This is a genomic window from Bradyrhizobium sp. USDA 3397, assembly GCF_054060965.1.
This window is the reverse complement of sequence record NZ_JBSSDS010000001.1, coordinates 7,761,650-7,783,301: the sequence shown is the minus strand read 5'-3', so window position 1 is coordinate 7,783,301 and position 21,652 is coordinate 7,761,650. Positions and strand designations below refer to the sequence as shown.

The 21,652-nt window shown below is 64.5% G+C and carries 18 protein-coding genes; 5 read left to right on the top strand and 13 right to left on the bottom strand.

Annotated elements, in window-relative coordinates; genetic code table 11:
• Window positions 1-59: 59 nt before the first annotated feature.
• Both ACVWYQ_RS36220 and ppk2 read left to right on the top strand, forming a co-directional pair.
• Complete coding sequence (locus ACVWYQ_RS36220; RefSeq protein WP_027571162.1) at window positions 60-521, top strand: Lrp/AsnC family transcriptional regulator; 462 nt, start codon at window positions 60-62, stop codon at window positions 519-521.
• A gap of 93 nt (window positions 522-614) precedes the next feature.
• Window positions 615-1,535, top strand: coding sequence for a polyphosphate kinase 2 (ppk2, locus tag ACVWYQ_RS36215; RefSeq protein ID WP_404542699.1), 921 nt, complete (start codon window positions 615-617; stop codon window positions 1,533-1,535).
• A gap of 5 nt (window positions 1,536-1,540) precedes the next feature.
• On the opposite strand, the gene ACVWYQ_RS36210 is transcribed toward ppk2, so the two are convergent.
• From ACVWYQ_RS36210 to ACVWYQ_RS36160, 11 genes are all read right to left on the bottom strand, one after another.
• Window positions 1,541-2,620 (bottom strand): zinc-binding dehydrogenase, encoded by a 1,080-nt coding sequence (locus ACVWYQ_RS36210; protein WP_404542702.1) that lies wholly within the window; start codon window positions 2,618-2,620, stop codon window positions 1,541-1,543.
• Between the two features lie 60 nt (window positions 2,621-2,680).
• Window positions 2,681-3,622: a DMT family transporter gene (locus ACVWYQ_RS36205; RefSeq protein ID WP_404546274.1), complete on the bottom strand. Its 942-nt coding sequence runs from the start codon at window positions 3,620-3,622 to the stop codon at window positions 2,681-2,683.
• A gap of 187 nt (window positions 3,623-3,809) precedes the next feature.
• On the bottom strand, window positions 3,810-4,649 hold the full coding sequence (locus tag ACVWYQ_RS36200; protein WP_404542704.1) for an aldo/keto reductase: 840 nt from the start codon (window positions 4,647-4,649) through the stop codon (window positions 3,810-3,812).
• A 176-nt stretch (window positions 4,650-4,825) separates the two neighbouring features.
• Window positions 4,826-5,722 carry an SMP-30/gluconolactonase/LRE family protein gene (locus ACVWYQ_RS36195; protein ID WP_404542707.1) on the bottom strand — a complete coding sequence of 299 codons (897 nt, stop codon included), beginning with the start codon at window positions 5,720-5,722 and terminating at the stop codon, window positions 4,826-4,828.
• A 357-nt stretch (window positions 5,723-6,079) separates the two neighbouring features.
• Window positions 6,080-8,782 (bottom strand): nitrate reductase, encoded by a 2,703-nt coding sequence (locus ACVWYQ_RS36190; protein ID WP_456727052.1) that lies wholly within the window; start codon window positions 8,780-8,782, stop codon window positions 6,080-6,082.
• Between the two features lies 1 nt (window position 8,783).
• On the bottom strand, window positions 8,784-10,001 hold the full coding sequence (locus tag ACVWYQ_RS36185) for an NAD(P)/FAD-dependent oxidoreductase (protein ID WP_456727051.1): 1,218 nt from the start codon (window positions 9,999-10,001) through the stop codon (window positions 8,784-8,786).
• Window positions 10,002-10,011: 10 nt separating this feature from the next.
• Window positions 10,012-10,440 (bottom strand): globin family protein, encoded by a 429-nt coding sequence (locus tag ACVWYQ_RS36180; RefSeq protein ID WP_456727050.1) that lies wholly within the window; start codon window positions 10,438-10,440, stop codon window positions 10,012-10,014.
• Window positions 10,441-10,569: 129 nt separating this feature from the next.
• Window positions 10,570-11,961: an MFS transporter gene (locus ACVWYQ_RS36175; protein WP_456727049.1), complete on the bottom strand. Its 1,392-nt coding sequence runs from the start codon at window positions 11,959-11,961 to the stop codon at window positions 10,570-10,572.
• Between the two features lie 340 nt (window positions 11,962-12,301).
• Complete coding sequence (locus ACVWYQ_RS36170) at window positions 12,302-13,096, bottom strand: ABC transporter ATP-binding protein (RefSeq protein WP_157281028.1); 795 nt, start codon at window positions 13,094-13,096, stop codon at window positions 12,302-12,304.
• 13 nt (window positions 13,097-13,109) lie between these two features.
• Entirely contained in the window at window positions 13,110-14,006 is an 897-nt protein-coding gene (gene ntrB / locus ACVWYQ_RS36165; RefSeq protein WP_157281026.1) for a nitrate ABC transporter permease, read from the bottom strand.
• A gap of 65 nt (window positions 14,007-14,071) precedes the next feature.
• Entirely contained in the window at window positions 14,072-15,391 is a 1,320-nt protein-coding gene (locus ACVWYQ_RS36160) for a CmpA/NrtA family ABC transporter substrate-binding protein (protein ID WP_404652732.1), read from the bottom strand.
• 675 nt (window positions 15,392-16,066) lie between these two features.
• On the opposite strand from ACVWYQ_RS36160, the gene ACVWYQ_RS36155 reads away from it, so the two are divergent.
• Together ACVWYQ_RS36155 and ACVWYQ_RS36150 are read left to right on the top strand one after the other, a co-directional pair.
• A complete protein-coding gene (locus tag ACVWYQ_RS36155) occupies window positions 16,067-16,906 on the top strand; it encodes a formate/nitrite transporter family protein (protein ID WP_456727048.1) in 840 nt (279 codons plus the stop codon).
• 60 nt (window positions 16,907-16,966) lie between these two features.
• Window positions 16,967-18,703 carry a protein kinase domain-containing protein gene (locus ACVWYQ_RS36150; protein ID WP_456727236.1) on the top strand — a complete coding sequence of 579 codons (1,737 nt, stop codon included), beginning with the start codon at window positions 16,967-16,969 and terminating at the stop codon, window positions 18,701-18,703.
• A 75-nt stretch (window positions 18,704-18,778) separates the two neighbouring features.
• Here the strand turns inward: ACVWYQ_RS36150 and ACVWYQ_RS36145 are convergent, their stop codons facing one another.
• Window positions 18,779-19,648 carry an SDR family oxidoreductase gene (locus ACVWYQ_RS36145; RefSeq protein WP_456727047.1) on the bottom strand — a complete coding sequence of 290 codons (870 nt, stop codon included), beginning with the start codon at window positions 19,646-19,648 and terminating at the stop codon, window positions 18,779-18,781.
• A 102-nt stretch (window positions 19,649-19,750) separates the two neighbouring features.
• On the opposite strand from ACVWYQ_RS36145, the gene ACVWYQ_RS36140 reads away from it, so the two are divergent.
• Window positions 19,751-20,641 carry a LysR family transcriptional regulator gene (locus ACVWYQ_RS36140; protein WP_157281018.1) on the top strand — a complete coding sequence of 297 codons (891 nt, stop codon included), beginning with the start codon at window positions 19,751-19,753 and terminating at the stop codon, window positions 20,639-20,641.
• 16 nt (window positions 20,642-20,657) lie between these two features.
• Here the strand turns inward: ACVWYQ_RS36140 and ACVWYQ_RS36135 are convergent, their stop codons facing one another.
• Entirely contained in the window at window positions 20,658-21,575 is a 918-nt protein-coding gene (locus ACVWYQ_RS36135; RefSeq protein ID WP_456727046.1) for an intradiol ring-cleavage dioxygenase, read from the bottom strand.
• Between the last annotated feature and the right edge of the window lie 77 nt (window positions 21,576-21,652).

The following is a 21,652-nucleotide window of genomic DNA, read 5'->3' as shown; positions in this document are numbered from 1 at the left end:
TACCCTCCGATATTGGGATACTTTACCAACGTAGCAGACAAAATGCAGGTTTCATCCCAATGCCCGAGCTCGACGCCATCGACCGCAAGATCCTCAGCCACCTTCAGAACGACAGCCGCCTGACCATGCAGGAGCTCGCCGACAAGGTCGGGCTCTCGGTCTCGCCCTGCCATCGCCGGGTCAAGCTCCTGGAGGAGCGCGGCGTCATCTCGCGCTATGTCGCGACCGTGGACCAGAAGGCGCTGGGACTGCATGTCAGCGTGTTCATCTCGATCAAGCTGGCACGGCAGAAGGAGGAGGACCTCAACCGCTTCGCGCGCGCCATCTCGAAATGGGACGAGGTGCTGGAATGCTATCTGATGACCGGCAACCGCGACTACCTGCTCCGCGTCGTCGCCGCCGACCTCGCCTCCTACGAGACGTTCCTGAAGACCAAGCTGACCCGGCTCGACGGCATTGCCTCGATCGAGTCCAGCTTTGCGCTCAGCCAGGTGAAATATTCGATCGCCCTGCCGGTGTGACCTGGCTCCGAGGTATTGGCGGGTTGTCACATGGGCGCAACAAAGCCCGCCGATGGTCGTTGGTAACTGGCATCCTAGCGGAGAGAAGGACCCATGACCGCAGCCGATCGCAAATCCGAGATCTCCAAGCGCGCGCGCATCATCCAGGAAATGGCCGATGATCTCGACGAGGAACTTGAGATGGAGCTGGATGATGCCCGTCTCGACGAGCTCCTCGACGAGACCGGAACCCTGAAACCGACGGTCGATCGCAGGCTCTATTTCCGGGAACTGCTTCGCCTCCAGGGCGAGTTGATCAAGCTCCAGGACTGGGTGCAGAGCGAGAGGAAGAAGGTCGTGGTGCTGTTCGAGGGCCGCGACGCCGCCGGCAAGGGCGGCGTGATCAAGCGCATCACGCAACGGCTCAATCCGCGTATCTGCCGCGTCGCGGCGCTCCCCGCGCCGAACGAGCGCGAGCGCACGCAATGGTATTTCCAGCGCTACGTCGCGCACCTGCCGGCCGGCGGCGAGATCGTGCTGTTCGATCGCAGCTGGTACAACCGCGCCGGCGTCGAGCGCGTCATGGGCTTCTGCTCGGAGAACGAATATCAGGAGTTCTTCAAGACAGTGCCGGAGTTCGAGCGCATGCTGATCCGCTCCGGCATCATCCTGGTCAAATACTGGTTCTCGATCACCGACGACGAGCAGCAGTTCCGCTTCACCATGCGGATCAAGGATCCGCTCAAGCAGTGGAAGCTGAGCCCGATGGACGTCGAGTCCCGCAGTCGCTGGGAGGCGTACACCAAGGCCAAGGAGACGATGCTGGAGCACACGCATCTGCCGGATAGCCCGTGGTGGATCGTCGATGCCGTGGACAAGAAGCGCGCCCGGCTCAACTGCATCGCACATCTATTGACTCAGATCCCGTACCAGGAGGTCGTGCGGGCTCCGGTGACGCTGCCGCCGCGCGTGCGACATCCCGACTATCAGCGAGGCCCGGTCCCGCCGGAGATGTACGTGCCGGCGAAATATTGACACTCCTACCGCCACGGCTGCACGATGATCTTGGTGTGGGCTTCGGGGTTGGCGAGATCGGCGAAGGCCTTGGCGACGCCGTCGAGGCCGACTTCGGCGGTGACCATCGCGGCCGCGTCCACCTGCCCTTCGGCGATCAGGCGCAGCGCCGCAGCAAACTCCTCCGGGGTGTAGCCGAGCACGTATTGGACGTTGAGCTCCTTCATGATGCCGAGCATGGGCTCGCTTCTGTCGCTCTCCATGCAGACGCCGACCACGACGATGCGCGCATCGCGCGGGGCACCCTCGAATACCTGCTGCAACAGGCCGGGCACGCCGACGCATTCGAAGATGATGGCGGGCTTCAGCGCGGGCAGCATGGCCTGGAACGGCGGCCGCGCCGCCTTCTCGGCCTCCGACATCTGCGCGTGCTCGGCCCAGGTCGTATAAGGCTGCGACGTGCGGGGATCGACGACGATGTCGGCGCCGAGTTTTGCGGCGAGCGCGCGCCGCGCCGGCGAATAGTCGGCCGCGATGATCGGATGCAGGCCCTTGATCCGCAGCGCCGCGATCACCGCAAGCCCGACCGGGCCGCAGCCGATCACGAGCGGCACCTCGCCGCCACGAATATTGGCTTTGGCGACGGCATGAACGCCGACGGCGAGCGGCTCGGTGAGCGCGGCATGCTCCGGCGCGAGGCCATTGGGTACTTCGAGCAGCAGCGCTTCGCTCAGCAGCATCGCCTCGGCATAGCCGCCGATATTGTCGTTGGAATAGCCGATCCCTTCGATGCCCTGCGGCGTCACCAGCGCGGGAAGCGAGCAGACCTGGGTTCCCGGCTTCAGCTTGCGCGATGTGCCGGCGCCGTAGTCGACGATCTCGCAGCAGAATTCGTGGCCGAACACGACGTCGCGGCTGAGATCCATCGGCTTGCGTCCGGTCTTACGCGCCATCTCCACCATGCGATGGGCGTGCTGGCGCGCGTGCAGATCGGAGCCGCAGATGCCGCAGGCGAGCGTCTTGACCAGAACCTGGCCGGGGCCCGGCGTCGGCTCGGCCATCCGACCTACGACGATTTCACCGTTCCTGAAAATCGCGGCGCGCATCCGGCTCCTCCCTGATCGTTGGAGCCGTTGATAGCATGACGCGAAAGCTGCGAACTTGCGTCAGGCGTTCGGAGACCGCTCTTCCAGCACGAGCAGCTGGGCGCGGCGGACGCGCTCGCGATGGGCGATGTAGAGACCGCTGGCAACGATGAAGGCTGCACCAACGACGGTCCAGATGCTCGGGATCTCGCCGAAGATGAAGAAGCCGAGAATGCTGACCCACAACAATTGGGAGTAGGAGAACGGCGCCAGCACCGAGGCATCGCCGTAGCGATAGGCGAGCACGACGATCCACTGGCCCGCGGTCGAGGCGACGCCGATGAAGATACCGAGCGCGATCGCGGTCCAGGACGGCGTCACCCAGACGAACGGCACGATCGCGGTGAGGATGGCAAGGCCGGTGAGCGAGGAATAAGCCATGGTGGTGACGACGGCTTCGCGTCCGCTCATCATCCGCGTCAGGATCAGCGTGCCGGCCCAGCACGCCGCCGAGACCAACGGAAAGAAGGCAGCGGGGTGAAACGCGCTGGTGCCCGGGCGCAGGATGATCAGCACGCCGATCAAGCCGAGCGCGGTGGCGAGCCAGCGGCGCATGCCGACCTTCTCGCCGAGGAACACGATCGAGAGCGCCGTGACGAACAGCGGCGCGACGAAACCGGTGGCGGACGCTTCCGCGATCGGCAGGAAGCCGAGGCCCGTGATGAAGAACAGCGAGGAGCCGAGCAGGGCCGCCCCGCGCATCACGTGCAGGCCGGGACGCTTGGTCCGCATCGCATAGAACGGCGAAGCGGGCAGCATCACGGGCGTGAACAGCAGCGTGAAAGTCAGGAACCGGATCCAGGTGATCTCGATCGAGGGCAGGCTGGTCGAAAGATATTTCGCAGTGACGTCGGAGCAGCCGAGAAACACCGTCGAGAGCAGGATCAGCGCGATGCCCTTGAAGGGATGATCGACGCGCGCAGGCGCGCGGCGAGCCTGCTGCTTCTTCTCCGGCACAGGCATGGGAATACTGTCGAGCCTTGCGGCTGCGGCGGGCGGCGGTGTCACGGCTGGAACCCGGGCAAAATGCGAATCGAGAACAGCCGTAAAAAACGACAAATGCCCCGCGTTCACAACTTCCGAAAACAGGATGCCGATATGCGCGAGCCGCTGCGCGCGTCAATGCTCCGTTAATATTGCCCGTTGTGCACTACAGCATGGGCAGGCCGCGCGGCCTCGGCCCGCGCGGAAACACCGCGTCGAGCGCGTCAACCTCATCTTTCGTCAGCACGAGATCGCCCGCCGCCGCATTCTCGCCGGCATGTTCCGCGGACGAGGCCTTCGGAATCGCGAACACCGTAGTCGCACGGGTCAGGAAGCCCAGCGCGACCTGACGCGGCGTCGCACGATGCGCTTCCGCGATGCGCGCCAGCACGGCGCCGCCCTTGCTGCTGCTTGCGGGGAAATCGTCGTGGCCGAACGGCGAGTAGGCGACGACGGCAACAGTGTGCCGTTCGCACCACGGGACGACCGCATGCTCGATCGCGCGCTCCTTCAGATGATAGAGCACTTGGTTGCAGGCGATCCGGCCCTCGCCGGAGACTTCGAGAATCTCGTCGAGATCGTCGGCATCGAAATTGGAGACGCCCCAGGATTTGATCTTGCCTGATTGCACCAACTCTTCAAACGCAGCGACGGTGTCCTCCAGCGGATAGGAGCCGCGCCAGTGCAACAGATAACAGTCGAGCCGGTCGGTCTTCAGTCGCTTCAGCGAGCGCTCGCAGGCGGTGATGGTGCCGCGGCGCGAGGCGTTGCTGGGCAGCACTTTCGAAACGAGAAACACTTCATCGCGCCGGCCTGCGATCGCATCCGCAATGACGAGCTCGGCATCGCCGTACATCTCGGCGGTATCGATGTGGGTCATGCCGAGATCGAGCCCGCGCTGCAGCGCCGCGATCGCGCGCTTGCGGTCGCCGTGGTCGAGATACCAGGTGCCCTGCCCGATGACGGAGACGTTTGCGCCGGTCTTGCCGAAGGGTTTTGTGTTCATGGTCGCTCCGATCTCCGCTGTTATTTCTCCCTCTCCCCGTTCTTACGGGGAGAGGGTCGGGGTGAGGGGCTGCTTCCGCAAACTCGATAGCAAAGAGACTCGCGCAGAGTCCCCCCCGCCGCCGCGCTTTGCGCGTCGGCCTCTCCCCACAAGCGGGGAGAGGCTAAGAGTCAGCGCTACAATCCCCCGATATCCGCCACCAGCACGCTGCCGGTCGCGGACTCCGTGATATAGAGCCGATCCTTGTTCTCGCCACCGATCGCGACATTGGTGCAGTTCGGTCCCGCGCACGATTTGATGCGCGCGATCAGTTCCCCGTTCGGCGCGAACACGAAGACGTGGCCGAGCGAGGGGTGGCCGACGAACAGGCGGCCCTTGGCATCCATGGTCAAACCGTCGGGGCCGCTGGTGCCGAACAGCGAGCAGAAGCGGCCGACCTTGGACACGCTGCCGTCCTTCATGAACGGCAGCCGCCACACCGCGTTGTCGCGCGTCATCGCGACGAACAGCACGGTTTCGGTTGGGTCGAGCACCAGGCCGTTCGGACTGATGCCGGTGTCGAGCAGGCAATCGAGCCGGCCGTTCGAACCCAGCCGATAGACGCGCCCGCTCGGATCATGCAGCCCGGTCTGCCCCTGGTCGGTAAAATAGATATCGCCGTTGGAGGCGAGATGCAGGTCGTTGCAGCCGCGAAACGATTCCGAATTGCGCCCGGTCACGACCGGCTTGACGCGGCCGGCTTCGGCATCGAGCTCCATGATGCCATGCCTGTAGTCGGCGACCAGGATGCGTCCGTCGGATGCGATCTTCAGCCCGTTCGGCCAGCCCTCATATTCGACCACGAGCGACCATTCGCCGTCGGGCGCAATCCGGAAGATGCGGCCGAACGGAATGTCGACGATGTAGAGATTGCCGTCCTTGTCGAATGACGGCCCCTCGATGAAGCTCTCGGTTGGCATGTTCGGCCGGTTGGCATCGGCCCAATCGGTTCGCACGCCCTTGCGGCGAAACTTTTCGGGCATGGCGGTGAACAGCCTGGTTTCGATCAGGCGCGGCGGCGTTTCCAGGTACATCTTTGTTGTTGTGTTTGTTGAGGGGGAGCGCGGGCAGCATAGGGCACAATCGAGGGCGCGTCGATTGGCGCGGGGGGCATGGCTGCGTCCACGTCGCTCTCGTGTCCCGGGCGCGCTGCAGCGTGAAACGCTGCTGCGCAGAGCCGGGACCCAGGAAGCCACGCAACTCGGTGCAACATGGGCCCCGGCTCTGCAGCGCATCGCTATGCGCTGCGCTGCGTCCGGGGCACGAGATGATCGATTTGGTGCGCACCTGCATCAACTCATTGCGAGCGCAGCGACGCAATCCAGAATCCCTCTGCTGAAAGATTCTGGATTGCTTCGCTGCGCTCGCAATGACGGTTGAGAGAGCCAGCCCTATCCCGCCGCGCTTGCGATCTTCGCCTGCTTTGCTGGCACTTCCGTCGTGGCGATCAGGCGTTTCAGCTCGGGGATGCAGGAGCCGCAATTGGTGCCGGCCTTGAGCTTGGCGCCGATTTCGGCGGCCGTGCGCGCGCCGCCAGCGATGCTGTCGCAGATGGTGCCGCGGCCGACGCCGAAGCAGGCGCAGACGATCGGGCCGGTCGAGGCCGCGCCTTCGCTGGACCTGCCCGACAGCAGCATGCGGCGCTGCTCATCCGTGACCTGATCGGCCGCGAACAGGCTCTTCACCACCTCCCAGTCGCCGGCATCGTGCGCGGGGCCGACGAACAGGCAGGTCTCGATTCGATCCCCAACAAACGAAGCCGCGCGAAAAACCCCGCCGCCGAAATCGCGATATTCGGCAACGTCCTCTCCGGCGACGCTCTCGAGCCAGGCGGGCCAGCGGGCGAGATCGGCATTGTCGGCGAACAGATAGCCGAAGCCGCCGCTGACGGTCACGCGCGTCCACAACAGGTTCTGCGGCAGATCGAGCGGCTTGCGCGACAATGCAAAGCCGCGGAAGACGAATTCGTAAGGCGCGATCGCGGCCGGCGTCGCCTTGGCTTCCGGCTGTCCCGAGAACGGATCGGTGAACGGTGCTACCATCGCCCCGACGCGGCCGTGCGAGGCGTTCATCGCGCTCCAGTGGATCGGCACGAACAGGGTGCCGCGCTGCTGGCGGTCGCTGACGACGACCTTGAGGATGCACTGGCCGTAATCGGTGGTGATGCGGGCATAGCCGTCATGGGCGATGCCGTATTTGCCGGCATCGTCGGGATGGATCTCGACGAAAGGCTCGGGCAGATGCGCGCCCAGGCGCTGGCTCAGGCCGGTGCGCGTCATGGTGTGCCACTGGTCGCGGATGCGCCCGGTGTTGAGCCTCAGGGGACGCGACGGGCCGGTCTCGCCGCGCAGCGCCGGCACCTCCGGCGCAACGAAGCGGCCCTTGCCGTCATTGGTGAAGAAGCCGCCCTGCGCGAAGAAGCGCTCGCCGGGCGTCCCGCCCTCGCGCACCGGCCATTGCACCGGCTTCAAACCATCGAAGGCTTCGTCCGACAGCGAGGTCAGCGCGCCGATGTCGAAATCGCGGCTGCCATTGTTCTCGAACGCCGAGAGCGCGGCATGCTCACGGAAGATATCGGCGGCCGATTTGTAATTGAAGCTGTCGCCGAAGCCGAGACGTTTTGCAGTCTCGCTCAGGATCCACCAGTCAGGACGCGCTTCCCCCGGCGCCGGCAGGAACGCGCGCTGGCGCGAGATGCGCCGCTCCGAATTGGTCACCGTGCCCGACTTCTCGCCCCAGGCCAGCGCCGGCAGCAGCACGTGCGGGCCGGCCGCGACGGTGTCGTTGGAGAGCACGTTCTCGGACACCACGAACAGCTCGAGCTTCTTCAGAGCGTCGCGCACCATGTCGGCATCGGGCAGCGACACCGCGGGGTTGGTGCCCATCACCCAGAGCGCCTTGACCTCGCCGCGGTTGATCGCCTCGAACAGCTGCACCGCTTTCAGCCCCTCATGGGTGGCGATGCGCGGCGCCTTCCAGAACCGCCTGACGCGGTCGATGTCGGGCGGCGTGAAACCCATATGGGCGGCGAGCATGTTGGCGAGGCCGCCGACCTCGCGGCCGCCCATCGCGTTGGGCTGGCCGGTCAGCGAGAACGGCGAGGCGCCCGGCTTGCCGATCCGCCCCGTGGCGAGATGGCAGTTCAGGATGGCGTTGACCTTGTCGGTGCCCTGCGCCGACTGGTTGACCCCTTGCGAATAGAGCGTGACGACCTTCTCGGTGTCGCGGAACATCCTGAAGAAGGCGGCGACGTCCTGCTCGGAGAGGCCCGTGGCGAGCGCGGTCGCGGTGACGCTGCCGGCGATGTTGCGCGCGCGCGCCAGCGCATCATCGAAGCCCGACGTGTTCTGCGCGATGTAATCCTGGTCCAGCACGCCATTGTCGGCGAGATGCACGAACAGGCCGGAGAACAGCGCGGTGTCGGTGCCGGGCTTGAGGCCGAGGAACAGGTCGACATCGCTGGCGGTATCGGTGCGGCGCGGATCGATCACGATCATGCGGGCGCCGCGCTCCTGCCTGTTCTTCACCATGCGCTGGAACAGCACCGGATGGCACCAGGCCGCGTTCGAGCCGACGAAGACGAGCAGATCGGCCTGGTCGAGATCCTCATAGCAGCCAGGCACCGTGTCGGCGCCGAAAGCGCGGCGATGGCCCGCAACCGAGGACGACATGCAGAGCCGGGAATTGGTGTCGACATTGGCGGTGCCGACAAACCCCTTCATCAGCTTGTTGGCGACGTAATAGTCTTCGGTGAGGAGCTGGCCGGAGAGATAGAACGCGACCGCGTCGGCGCCATCGCGCGCCACGATGTGCTGCATGCGGTGGGCGACGTGGTCCAGCGCATCGCTCCAGGCGACCCGCTCGAGCACGCCCTTGCAGCGGATCATCGGATAGAGCAGCCGCCCTTCCAGGCCGACGGTCTCGCCGAGCGCGGAGCCCTTTGAGCACAGCCGGCCGAAATTGGCGGGATGATCGGGGTCGCCCGCGATCGCCGCGCCGCCCTTGCCGTCGGGCGTCGCCAGGACGCCGCAGCCGACGCCGCAATAGGGACAGGTGGTCTTGGTGGTGCGGAGATTTGGATCGATCGCCGTCATATCACGCCGCTTTCGAAGGCTGCGCCAGCGCGCGGCCGAACATCATGTCGGTGCGGATCGAAGCGACCTTGTCGCGATTGCGGATCAGCTCGAGATACCAGAGCGCATCGATCGTATCGCCGATCAGCACCGCGCCGGTGAGCCGACCGTCGGCGATGACGAGCTTCTTGTAAGTGCCGCGCCTGCGATCCGACAGCACGAGGCTCTCGCTGCCCTCCCCGCCCATGAAGTCGCCGGCGGAGAACACGCTGACGCCGGAGACTTTCAGGTTGGTCGAGACCACGCTGCCCTGATAAGCGGCGGGCCGGCCGGCCAGATGCCGCGCCAGCACGCGCGCCTGCTCGTAGGCGGGCTCGACCAGGCCATAGCAGGTGCCGCGATGCTCGGCGCATTCGCCGAGCGCAAAGATGTCGGACGCGGAGGTCTGCATCACGTCGTTGACGACGACGCCGCGGTTGACCGCGATCCCCGCCTCTTTCGCCAGCGCGACGTTCGGCTTGATGCCCGCGGCGAAGATCACCGCATCGGCCGCGATGCGACTGCCATCGGCGAGCTCGACCGCCTGGACGTGGCCGTCGCCGTGGATGCGGGCCGTCGCGGCATTGAGCATGATGCGGATACCCTTGCGCTCGACCAGCGTCTTGAGCAGGTCGGCCGCGGGCGCGTCGAGCTGACGCTCCATCAGCCGGTCCATCAGATGCAGCAGCGTCACCGGTGCGCCGGCCTTGGCGAGACCGTAGGCCGCCTCTAACCCGAGCAGGCCGCCGCCGACCACGACGACGCGCTTCCTGGCCGCGGCCAGCGTCAGCAGCAGGTCGACGTCGCGGGTGTCGCGAAACGTGTGCACGCCGGCAAGATCGGCCCCCGGCACGTTGAGCCGCAGCGGCGTCGATCCCGTGGCGAGCACGAGCTTGGAATATTCCATGCTCTCCTCGCCCGCGATCTTGAGCTCACGGCGGCCGACATCGATCTCGCTGACGCGATAGCCGTAGCGTACCGTGACGCCGCGGTCTCGCCACCAACCGGCCGGCCGCAGCTCGATCTCGTGCGAGCCGGTCTCGCCCGCCAGCACGGAGGAGAGGAGCACGCGATTGTAAGCGAGCCGCGGCTCTTCGCCGATCACGGCGACCGCGTAGCGGCCGAGCGCGGTCTTGGCGAGCTCGTCGACCAGACGCGCGGCCGCCATACCGTTACCGACGATGACCAGCGGTTCACTCACAACGCATCTCCTATTCGGCGGCCTGCGCTTGCGCGCCGTAGGCCTCGGAAATCATGTAGCCGGACAGCACGCCATAGGCGTCGGTCCACGCTGCGGCGAGTTCGGGCGTCCAGGCTTCGCCAAGGCCCTTCTCGAGGGTCCAAAGCAAGCTCGCGCCGACCACGGGGTAGTGCTCGGCCTTGGCGCCATAGTCGACGTGACGCTTGGCGAGCGCGGAGGCCGCGGGAAGAATCGATTCCAGATTCGACAGGCCGCCGACCACGGCGGCGAGCATGCGCATCAGCTTCTTGCGCTGCTCGGTCATGTCCTCGGGAAACATCGCGCGCACGGACGGCGCCACCTCGAACAGGCGGTCGTAGAACAGCACCGCAGCGGCTTCCGAAATCGGGGCGACCTTGGCGAAGCTCTGCTGAATGAGGGTGATCTGCTCGGGCGTCATGATGTTCTCCTGTCTGTTTCGGTCTGCCTTCGTCCGCGCCATTGCGGACAAAGTTCATGAGTCAAACGTCATCAGAGAGATTTCTCCACGCGTACGGGGAGAAGCGACATTCGTGCCAATTTGTCGTGCTCACACACGCGCCTCGGCGAGGCTTGGCGCGCCCTCACCCTGCGGACTGCGACGCAGGTAGAACCACCAGGTCAGAGCGAGGCAGGAGGCGTAGAAGCCGAGATAGACCGCGAGCGCGAGCTGCGGCCCGCCGGTCATGGCGATCGACTTGCCGAAGCCGCTCGGGATCAGATAGCCGCCGACGGCACCGACTGCGCCGATGAAGCCGACGGCCGCGCCGCTCTCGATGCTCGCGGTCTTCAGGGCAGCGCTGCGTGCCGCATCGCCCTTGCCGCGCACCTTGAACAGGTTCTCCTCGCGGAAGATCGAGGGGATCATGCGGTAGGTCGAGCCGTTGCCGATGCCCGTCGTCACGAACAGAATCAGGAACATCGACAGGAAGCCGATGAAATCCTTGTGTCCGACGAAATAGAGCGCGCCGACCGTGGCGCCCGCCATCACGATGAAATTCCAGAACGTGATGATGGAGCCGCCGACCCGGTCTGCGAGCCAGCCGCCGAGCGGACGCGACAGCGAGCCGACCAGCGGGCCGAGGAAGGCGATCGAGATTGTCACGGTGGGGAACTGCGTCTTGAGCAGCAGCGGAAACGCCGCCGAATAGCCGATGAAGGACCCGAACGTGCCGATATAGAGATAAGCCATGATCCAGGTGTGCTTGCGCTTGACGATCGCGAGCTGGTTCTTCACCGACGATTTCGCCGTGGTGAGGTTGTTCATGAAGAACACCGCGCCGAACACCGCGATTGCGATCGGCAGCACCCACATCAGGCCGGCATTCTGCAGGAAGATGCCGTCAACAGGCGTCGCCTGATACAGGTTGAAGACGGCGAGCGTCATCAGGATCGGGGTCAGGAGCTGCACGCTGGAGACACCGATATTGCCGCCGGCCGCGTTGAGGCCCAGCGCCCATCCCTTCATCCGGTCGGGAAAGAAGAAGGAGATGTTGGTCATGCTGGAGGCGAAATTGCCGCCGCCGAGACCTGCGGTCGAGGCGACCAGCAGCATGAGCCAGAACGGCGTGTCGGGCTGGCTGACGAAATAGGCAAGCGACAAGGTCGGGATGAACAGGATCGCCGCGCTGAAGATGGTCCAGTTGCGGCCGCCGAACGTCGTCACCGCGAAGGTGTAGGGAAAGCGCATGAAGGCGCCGATCAGGCCCGGCACGGCGACGAGCTGGAACAGCTGGTCGGTGGTGTAGTGGAAGCCGGCCTGCGGCAGCTTGGTGGTGACGATGCTCCAGATCAGCCAGACGGAGAAGCCGATATGTTCGGCGACGATCGACCAGATCAGATTGCGCCGCGCGATCGACTTGCCGGTCGTGTTCCAGAACGCCTCATCCTCGGGGCGCCAGTCTGAAATCCAGCTGGAGTTCAGGGTCGGATTCTTCGTCATTGCGTATCCCTTCCAGGCTCACCGCTGCGTCGTTGCAGGCTCTGCCTCCGGTCACGGAGGCGCGCTCCGAGGCTTCACCCCCGGTGGCGAGATCACGATGCTGATTGATGATGTTGAGGGACGTCGTCGTTGGCGTCGCGCAAAGACGTTTCAATTTCCGTGCCAGTTGCGCGCACGCAGGAAACACAGGGATTTCAGGATGTTATTCGTATTGCCCGAATTGTTTGCAGGGCTTTTCCGCACGCTAAATTTGCGTTTCGCTCAATCCCTGTGCGACGCACAAGGATTGAGCTTGATGTCGATTAATTGGGCGCGGGCAGATCTCGCGTGAACGCGTGACTTACGCGGCTTCGACGAAGCGATGACGCTCGTAGAGGAATTCGAGCACGCGCTGGCGGCACTTCAGATAAGTGGCGTTGGTGGCGAGGTCGAGCCGCTTGCGCGGCCGCGCCAGCGGCACCTCCAGCACCTCGCCGATGCGCGCGCTCGGTCCGTTGGTCATCATCACGATGCGATCAGATAGGAGCACGGCTTCGTCGACGTCGTGGGTGATCATCAGGATGGTATTGCCGAGCTTCTGATGCAGCGCCATCACCGAGTCCTGCAAGTGGGCGCGGGTCAGCGCGTCGAGCGCGCCGAACGGCTCGTCGAGCAGCAGCACCTTCGGCTCCATCGCCAGCGCCCGGGCGATGCCGACGCGCTGCTTCATGCCGCCGGAGATCTCCGAAGGACGCTTGTCCCTGGCATGGGCCATCTGCACGAGGTTGAGATTGTGCATCACCCAGGCGTCGCGCTCGGCACGGGACTTGGTCTTGGCAAAGACCTTGTCGACGCCGAGCCTGACGTTTTCGTAGACGGTCAGCCATGGCAGCAGGCTGTGGTTCTGGAACACCACGGCGCGATCGGGCCCCGGCGAGTTCACCTCGCGGTTTTCCAGCAGCACGCCGCCCGTGGTGGCGCCGGTCAGCCCTGCGATGATGTTGAGCAGGGTCGACTTGCCGCAGCCGGAATGGCCGATGATCGAGACGTATTCGCCCTTCTCGATGGTCAGGTTGATGTCCTTCAGCACCTCCGTGCTGGCGGCGCCGCGGGTGAAGACCTTGTCGATGTGGTCGAGCTTCAGATAGGCGGTCATGTGCCCTCCCCTCTCAGTTCTGCGCGGTGCCGCGGGTGACGATCTTGCCGAGCCCCGCGATCAGGCGGTCCAGCACGAAGCCGACGATGCCGACATAGAACAGCGCCAGGACGATCTCGCTGATATGCGAGGAGTTCCAGGCGTCCCAGATGAAAAAGCCGATGCCGACGCCGCCGATCAGCATTTCGGCGGCGACGATCGCGAGCCAGGACAGGCCGATGCCGATGCGCAGGCCCGTGAAGATGTAGGGCGCCGCCGCCGGGATCATGATCTTTGCGAAGAATTCCAGCGGATTGAGCTGCACCACCGCGGCAACGTTGCGATAGTCCTGCGGGATGTTGCGGATGCCGACCGCGGTGTTGATGATGATCGGCCAGATCGACGTGATGAAGATGACGAAGATCGCGCTAGGCTGGCCGTCGCGGAAGGCCGCGAGCGAGAGCGGCAGCCAGGCCAGCGGCGGAATGGTGCGCAGCACCTGGAACAGCGGATCGAGCCCGCGCATCGCCCAGACCGACTGTCCGACCAGCACGCCGAGCGCGATGCCGGCGATGGCCGAGAGCGAGTAGCCGAAGGCGACGCGCTGGAGACTGGCGGACAGGTGCCAGAACAGGCCTTTGTCGATGCCGCCATGATCGAAGAACGGATCGAAGATCAGCTCCTTGGTATCCGCAAATACTTTTGAGGGCGGCGGCAGCGCCGAACCGGCTCTCCTGCAGACCAGCTCCCACACCAGCGTCAGCAGCGCGATCACGACCAGCGGCGGGATCACGCGCACGGCTGTCTCGCGCGCCATGCGTGCGTAAGTTTCAGCGCGCGGGGGACGCTTGGGCGTCAGCGCGACGACCGGCGCAATCGTTGCGGCAGGCGTCGCAGTCTCAACCTCGATCTTGGTGGCGGTCATGTTCATCGCTATCTCTCTCCGGCGTGGCAAGGACGATGCGGCCGCCCCCTAAAGGCGGCCGCAGGGCTCCATCAGACTTCGACGCGCTTGATCGCGAGCGACTTCAGATAGGCGGCCGGATTTTCCGGATCGAACACCTTGCCGTCGAAGAAGGTCTCCTTGCCGCGCGAGGTGGAGGCCGGAATGTCGGCGGCGGCAACGCCCAGGGTCTTGGCCGCATCCTTCCAGAGGTCCTCGCGGTTGACCTTGGCGATAAGCGCCTTGCTGTCGAAGCCGGCCTCGTATTTGCCCCAGCGGATGTCCTCGGTCATGAACCAGAGATCGTGGCTCCGGAACGGATAGGAGGCATGATCGCGCCAGTACTTCATGATGTGCGGCGAGTTCTCGACCACCTTGCCGGGAATGCCGTAGTCGAACTTGCCCTTGGCACGATCGGCGATGTCCTCGACCGGGCAGTTGATCCACTGGCGCTTCGCCATGATGGTGGCGAGCTCTTCCTTGTTCTCCATCTTGTCGGCCCATTGCTGGGCCTCCATCACGGCCATCAGGATCGCCTTTGCAGCCTTGGGGTTCTTGTCGACCCAGGCCGCTCGCATGCCGAACGACTTTTCGGGATGCTTGCTCCAGATCTCGCCGGTGTTGACGGCGGTATAGCCGATCTTCTGGTGGACCAACTGCCCGGGCCAGGGCTCGCCGACGCAGAAGGCGTCCATGGTGCCGACCTTCATGTTCGCCACCATCTGGGGCGGCGGCACGGTGATGGTCTCGACGTCCTTGTCGGGGTCGATGCCGCCGGCGGCGAGCCAGTAGCGGATCCAGAGGTCATGCGTGCCGCCCGGGAAGGTCATCGCGACCTTGGCCGACTTGCCTTCGGCCTTCTTCTTCTCGAATGCGGCCTTGAGCACCGAGGCGTCCGCGCCAACCTTGAGGTCGGCATATTCCTTGGCGACCGAGATGCACTGCGCATCGAGATTGAGCCGCGCCAGGATGTACATCGGCGTCGGCTGGTTGTTCTGCGTCACCTTGCCGGCCGAGATCAGGTACGGCATCGGGGTGAGGATGTGCGCGCCGTCGATGCCGTTGCCTTCGGAGCCGAGCACGAGGTTGTCGCGCGTGGTGCCCCAGGATGCCTGCTTCTGCACGTCGGTGTCGGGCACCCCGTGCTTTGCGAAGAGGCCCTTGTCCTTGGCGACGAACAGCGGGCCGGCGTCGGAGAGCGCAATGAAGCCGAGCTTGGCGCCCTTGACCTCGGGGCCTCCGTCCTGCGCGAAGGCGCCGGCGGGGAAATTCAGCTTGGCGGCGGCGAGCAGTGCGGCGGTCGAGCCGGTGGCTTTCAACAATTGACGGCGGCTGAGGCCAGTCTCGGAGGGCCGGCGAATGCGCTTGGTCATAGGTCGTGTCGTCCTTTTGCGTCGTTGCGGAATGATTGCGTCAGTGCGCACGAGCAGCCCGTCCGTCCGTGACGCCAGAAAAAGGCGCATGCGAACGCGCGACGGGGAGACCCCGTTTGGGTGCGTCAGCAATTCGGATGAGAAGTCTCGCGGGACGGCTTCAATGGCGTCGGCCTGGAACTATTCAAGCTTCATGCCAAGCCTGCCACCGTCAAAAATGATGGAAAATCAGGGGCTTGGTAATTTCGCGCCTGACTAACGCAGACCTGTTCCGCACGCGAAGTTTGCGATCTGCTCAATCCTTGTGCGCCGCACAAAAGTTGTGCAGTCGCTCAAGCAAGAGGCGGCGCAGTTCTGCCAATCATCCCCCTGCAGCTGACATCCAGCTGAATTTGCTCGCTTTTTCGATCGACGCACCACGGCACACAAATTGCTTCTGAGGTTGCGTCAACGACGACTGCGGCTTGGCCGCATTGATGCAGCCTCTGGCGGCTGCATCCCGGAAGCTCACCTGCTTCGCGGTCTCCGGCTTCAGAGTCCTCGTGACGCGATTCCCAAGGCTTCCAGACTTTCCATAGCCCTCGTGCGCGGCAGGCTGCCCGCACGGCCGATGACGTTCAGCCGCGCCCTCGTCGGGGGCGTGTCGATCTCACTTACGAGCAAAAGGAACCATTGATGTCGTATCTCGCGCCTTCGGAATTCGTCACCAAGATGGTGGATGCGGGCGAGTCCAAGATCTTCATGTCCACCCGGGATACCATCATCCGCGCCTATATGGCCGGCGCGATCCTGGCCCTCGCAGCCTGGTTTGCCGTCACGATCACCGTGAACACCGGCCAGCCGCTGGTCGGCGCGCTCTTGTTCCCGGTCGGCTTCGTCATGCTCTATCTCCTGGGCTTCGACCTCCTGACCGGCGTGTTCGTGCTCTCGCCGCTCGCGCTGATCGACAAGCGCCCGGGCGTCACGCTCAACGGCGTGCTGCGCAATTGGGGTCTCGTCTTCGTCGGCAATTTCGCCGGCGCCTTCACCGTCGCCTTCATGATGGCCTTCGTCACGACCTTCGGCTTCACGCAGGCGCCCGACAGGGTCGGCGCCGCCATCGGCAATATTGGCGAGGGCCGAACCCTTGGCTATGCCGCGCACGGCGCGGCCGGCATGGCGACGCTGTTCTTGCGCGGCATGCTCTGCAACTGGATGGTCTCGACCGGCGTCGTCGGCGCCATGATCTCGACCTCCGTGCCCGGCAAGGTGATCGCGATGTGGATGCCGATCCTGGTGTTCTTCTACATGGTGTTCGAGCATTCCGTCGTGAACATGTTCCTGTTCCCGTCGGGCCTGCTGCTCGGCGCGAAGTTCTCGATCATGGATTATCTGATCTGGAACGAGATCCCGACCGTGCTCGGCAACCTCGTCGGCGGCCTCGCCTTCACCGGCATGACCCTCTATGCCACCCACGTCATGACCCTGCCGAAGCGACAGGCGGAGAAGCCCGCGAAGCCCCGCGTCGCGGCCTGATCGAACAGATATCGACAGGGGAGCCTCGCCCGATCAGGGTGAGGCTCCTCCTTGCCGGGGATGGCGATGACCCGCGGACTCCTGATTTCAGTCGGCCAGCATTCCGACAAGGGCCGCAAGCCCATCAACCAGGACTTTCACGGCGTCCTGATTCCGGAAGAGCCGCTGCTCAGCCTGAAGGGCATCGCGGCGGTTCTCGCCGACGGAATTTCCTCGAGCACGGTAAGCCAGATCGCCAGCGAGTCGGCGGTCAAGAGCTTCCTGATGGATTATTACTGCACGTCGGAATCGTGGACGGTGAAGACCTCCGCCCGCCGCGTGCTGGAGGCGACCAATTCCTGGCTGCATGCGCAGACGCGCAAGAGCCAATATGCCTATGACCGCGACAAGGGTTATGTCTGCACCCTCAGCGCCATGGTCATCAAGGCAACCACCGCGCACATCTTCCATGTCGGCGATTGCCGCGTCTATCGCGTCGCCGGCAAGGCGCTGGAGCAACTGACCGACGATCACCGCATCATCGTCTCGTCCGAGCAGACCTATCTTGGCCGCGCGCTCGGCATTAATCCGCAGCTCGAGATCGACTATCAGGCGATCGAAATCGAGGCCGGCGACACCTTCCTGCTGGCGACCGATGGCGCCTATGAATTCGTCGACTCCCGTTTCATCACGAGCGCGCTAAGCGAGCATGCAGCCGAGCTGGACGGGGCGGCGAAGGCGATCGTGGAGGAAGCCTATCGCCGCGGCAGCGACGACAACATCACCGTGCAGATCCTGCGGATCGATGCGGTGCCGCAGCGCGAGCCGGCTGCCATCTTCAATCAGAGCGCGGAATTACCCGTGCCCGCGCTGCCGGAGCCGCGGTCGCTCTTCGACGGCTACCGGATCGTCCGCGAGATCCACGGCAGCAGCCGCAGCCATATCTATCTCGCGGTCGACACCGAGACTGAGCAGCCGGTCGCGCTCAAGCTGCCGTCGGTCGACCTACGCGACAACGCCGCCTATCTCAAGCGCTTCCTGATGGAGGAGTGGATCGCGCGCCGGATCGACAGCCCGCATGTGCTCAAACCGCTGTCGCAGTCGCGGCGACGCGGCTATCTCTACGTCGCGACCGAGTTCGTCGAGGGGCAGACCTTGAAGCAGTGGATGACCGACAATCCGCGGCCCGATCTCGAAACCGTGCGCGGCCTCATCGAGCAGATCGCCGCGGGCCTGCGCGCCTTCCATCGCATGGAGATGCTGCATCAAGACCTCAGGCCCGACAACATCCTGATCGACAAGACCGGCACCGCCAAGATCATCGACTTCGGATCGGTCAGGGTCGCCGGCGTGGCCGAGGCGGCGCCGCCGGGGGAGGCCGACGAAATCCTGGGCACCGTCCAGTACACGGCGCCGGAATATTTCCTGGGGCAAGGCGGCTCGCCGCGCTCCGACATGTTTTCGCTGGCCGTGATCTGCTACCAGATGCTGACGGGAAAGCTGCCCTACGGCACCCAAATCGCCAAAATCCGGCGCAAGGCGGATGTGCGAAAGCTTAAATATCGCGCCGCCGACGATGACCGCAATGTCCCCGCCTGGGTCGACGGCGCGCTCCGGCGCGCGCTCCATCCCGATCCCTACAAGCGGCACGAGGATCTCTCGGAATTCATCTTCGAGCTTCGCACGCCCAACCCGGCCTATCTCGACACGCGCATCACACCGCTCCTGGAGCGCAGCCCGCTGATGTTCTGGAAGCTGACAACGGCGGCGCTCGCCTGCGCCGTCGTCGTGCTGCTGGCCTTGCTGCATGCGCGCTGATCGAGATTGCCGCTCGCCACATGATCAATAGCGAGCGGCGCAGCCAGCCCGCCTGCGCTTCTGCTCTGGCAAGCCTCAAACGGGGGCCGCGATCTCGGCGACGAAGTCGCGATAGGAGCGCAAGGGACGGCCCAGCATGCCGGTCAGACGCTCGACGTCGCCGGGTTCAGGGATCATCCCCTCGGTGAGGAAGCGCTCGCCCATCACCCGCATTTCGAAAGCCATCCAGGGCGGCATGAACTGCCTGAGGTTCTTCTCGAACCCCGCGGTGTCGTCTCCGCCGTAGGCGATCGCGCGGCCGAGCACCTCCGACCAGATCGCGGCGGCCTTCGCGCCAGTGAGTGTCTCAGGGCCAACAAGATTGATGCGTTCGAGCGGAAGCGGCGCTGCGGATGTCTCGCGGCGGATCAGTTCGATCGCAGCGATCTCGCCGATGTCGCGCGCGTCGATCATCGCAAGGCCCTTGCTGCCGATCGGCATCGGATAGACGCCATATCCGGTCACGGCATCCTTGATCATGAGCTCGTTGTTCATGAAATAGGCGGGCCGCAGGATGGTCGCCTTGAAGCCCATCTGCTCGATCATGCGCTCGACCCCGAACTTGCCGGCGAAGTGCGGCACATTCACGTAGAGGTCGCTGTGAATGACCGACAGATAGACGAACCGCTCGATGCCGGCTTCGCGGGCAAGGTTGAGCGTAGTCAGCGCCTGAGTGAATTCGTCGGGCACCACGGCGTTGAGCAGGAACAGTGTCGAGACGCCCGAAAACGCAGCGCGCACGGAATCGACGTCCAGCAAGTCGCCTTGGGCGACGGCGACACCTGCCGGAAGGTTGGCCTTCTCGGGATTTCGGACGAGTGCGCGCACATCGGCGCCGCGCTTGACGAGTTGCTCAACGACGTTGCGGCCGATGGTGCCGGTGGCGCCGGTAACGAGGATGGTCATGGGATCACTCCGGTTGGGTTTTGGAAGACACCCGGAAACTAATGATCCACATGCGAGCCGATAGACGTTATATTTGGACAGACCGTCTCATTGGTGGAACAGATGGATTTGCTTGCGCTTGCCGATTTCAATCTCGTCGCCCGTCACGGAGGGTTCGGAAAGGCCGCGCGGGCAGCGGGACGTCCGAAAGCGACCTTGTCTCGACGTGTGTCCGAACTGGAGAGCAGTCTTGATCTGCGTCTGTTCGAGCGCGGCGGGCGCACGCTCAAGCTCACCCAGGAAGGGCGCGCGCTCTACGAGCGGACGGGCGCACTCCTCACCGAGCTCGACGAGACCGCGGCCGCGATCGCCTCGGGCGGGGACAAGCCAAAGGGCAGGTTGCGGATCAGCGCACCCCTGCTCTTCTCGCAAACCGCGATGGGCCGTCTCGCGGCCGGCTTCGCCGTTCGGCATCCGCAAGTCCGGCTCGAAGTTACGACCGATGACCGTTACGTCGACATGATCGAGGAAGGCTTTGATCTCGTGATCCGGGTCAATCCCGATCCGGATGAAAGCCTGGTCGGCCGCATCTTCTTGCGCGACCGAATGCTGGTCGTCGCCAGCCCCGCTCTGAAGCACCCGAGAGGAAACCTCGCCGTTCCGGCCATCGTGCGCGGCGATGACAAAGCTGCGGTTTGGGACATCAGACGGCCAAGCGGCCCATCGCGCATCGCGATCGATCCTGTGCTTCGACTGTCATCCCTGATGATGGTTCGCGATGCCGTGAGAGCCGGTATCGGCGCCGCAAGGCTGCCGCTGTCGCTCGTCAGCCACGATCTTGCCGCCGGCACGCTCGTTCGCTGGGGCGACGTCGAGGGAGCCGACATCGCCCTATGGACGCTCTATCCGTCGCGGCGATTGCTCAGTGCGCGCGTCTCCGCTTTCCTCGATTATCTGAAAGACGCCTTTCCAAAGGGTACGCCCGACGAGTTGGCAGCCTATATCGGGGGATGACTGAGATTTCGCATCCTCACGCCGGCTCGGTCGCCTTCACCCCGAGCGGCTTCGGCGCCATGCCGCCGCCGGGCTTGAGGTGGAATTCGTAAGTCATCAAATGCCACTGCCCGTTCGCCTTGGTGCCGTCGGGCATTGTGGGATCATTGCGCGGCTCGACCTTGGCGACGAGATCGTCCTTCACGCCGAACACCACGTCGGAATCGAGATATTTGTCACCGTCCATGAAGACGTGCGTGATCAGCGGCTCATAGCCCTTGGCGTTGACTAGGAAGTGCACATGTGCCGGGCGCATCGGGTGGCGGCCGGTCTGAACGATCATCTCGCCGACCGGACCATCGGTCGGGATCGGATAGCTACACGGCAGGATGGTGCGGAAGAAGAAGCGGCCATCGTCATCGGTGATGAAGCGCGCCCGCGCCGAGGCGCCGACCTCATCGTAGTTCGGCTTCTGGGAATCGTAGAAGCCGTCGTCATCGGCGTGCCAGACGTCGACGGGAACGCCGGCGAGCGGCTTGCCCTCGAGATCGGTGACGCGGCTCTGCACGAACATCCGCTCGCCCGTCTGGTTGTTCGGCGAGATGTCAGTGCCGTGCGCAGTCACCTTGTGCTCGCCGACATAGAACGGGCCGAGCACCGTGGTCTCCGTGGCACCGTCGCGATCCCTGTGATTGACGGCGTCGACCAGCATGGAGACGCCGAGCACATCGGACAGAAGGATGAATTCCTGGCGGGTGTCGGTGCATTTCTGCCCGGTCCGGGTCAGGAAATCGATCGCGTATTCCCATTCCTCGAAGGTGAGACCGGTCTTGCTCACGTAATCGTGCAGCGACTTCACCAATTCCTGCAGCAGGAATTTCGCACGCGGATCGGGCGTGTGGTCGAAGCTCCTGACGACGGCTTCGGTGAGTTCGGTCTCGGTGAACTGAGTCATGGTGCGTTTGCCCTCGCGTTCTTCTCGTTGGCCCTGGCGGGCTCCTTGCGTTCCGAGGCCGAGTCTACACCAGCCGG

Bases quoted from the DNA above. Each gene is read 5' to 3' on its own strand.
- ACVWYQ_RS36220 (WP_027571162.1), top strand. From the start codon at position 60: ATGCCCGAGCTCGACGCCATCGACCGCAAGATCCTCAGCCACCTTCAG.
- ppk2 (WP_404542699.1), top strand. From the start codon at position 615: ATGACCGCAGCCGATCGCAAATCCGAGATCTCCAAGCGCGCGCGCATC.
- ACVWYQ_RS36210 (WP_404542702.1), bottom strand. From the start codon at position 2,620: ATGCGCGCCGCGATTTTCAGGAACGGTGAAATCGTCGTAGGTCGGATG.
- ACVWYQ_RS36205 (WP_404546274.1), bottom strand. From the start codon at position 3,622: ATGCCTGTGCCGGAGAAGAAGCAGCAGGCTCGCCGCGCGCCTGCGCGC.
- ACVWYQ_RS36200 (WP_404542704.1), bottom strand. From the start codon at position 4,649: ATGAACACAAAACCCTTCGGCAAGACCGGCGCAAACGTCTCCGTCATC.
- ACVWYQ_RS36195 (WP_404542707.1), bottom strand. From the start codon at position 5,722: ATGTACCTGGAAACGCCGCCGCGCCTGATCGAAACCAGGCTGTTCACC.
- ACVWYQ_RS36190 (WP_456727052.1), bottom strand. From the start codon at position 8,782: ATGACGGCGATCGATCCAAATCTCCGCACCACCAAGACCACCTGTCCC.
- ACVWYQ_RS36180 (WP_456727050.1), bottom strand. From the start codon at position 10,440: ATGACGCCCGAGCAGATCACCCTCATTCAGCAGAGCTTCGCCAAGGTC.
- ACVWYQ_RS36175 (WP_456727049.1), bottom strand. From the start codon at position 11,961: ATGACGAAGAATCCGACCCTGAACTCCAGCTGGATTTCAGACTGGCGC.
- ACVWYQ_RS36170 (WP_157281028.1), bottom strand. From the start codon at position 13,096: ATGACCGCCTATCTGAAGCTCGACCACATCGACAAGGTCTTCACCCGC.
- ntrB (WP_157281026.1), bottom strand. From the start codon at position 14,006: ATGAACATGACCGCCACCAAGATCGAGGTTGAGACTGCGACGCCTGCC.
- ACVWYQ_RS36160 (WP_404652732.1), bottom strand. From the start codon at position 15,391: ATGACCAAGCGCATTCGCCGGCCCTCCGAGACTGGCCTCAGCCGCCGT.
- ACVWYQ_RS36155 (WP_456727048.1), top strand. From the start codon at position 16,067: ATGTCGTATCTCGCGCCTTCGGAATTCGTCACCAAGATGGTGGATGCG.
- ACVWYQ_RS36150 (WP_456727236.1), top strand. From the start codon at position 16,967: ATGGCGATGACCCGCGGACTCCTGATTTCAGTCGGCCAGCATTCCGAC.
- ACVWYQ_RS36145 (WP_456727047.1), bottom strand. From the start codon at position 19,648: ATGACCATCCTCGTTACCGGCGCCACCGGCACCATCGGCCGCAACGTC.
- ACVWYQ_RS36140 (WP_157281018.1), top strand. From the start codon at position 19,751: ATGGATTTGCTTGCGCTTGCCGATTTCAATCTCGTCGCCCGTCACGGA.
- ACVWYQ_RS36135 (WP_456727046.1), bottom strand. From the start codon at position 21,575: ATGACTCAGTTCACCGAGACCGAACTCACCGAAGCCGTCGTCAGGAGC.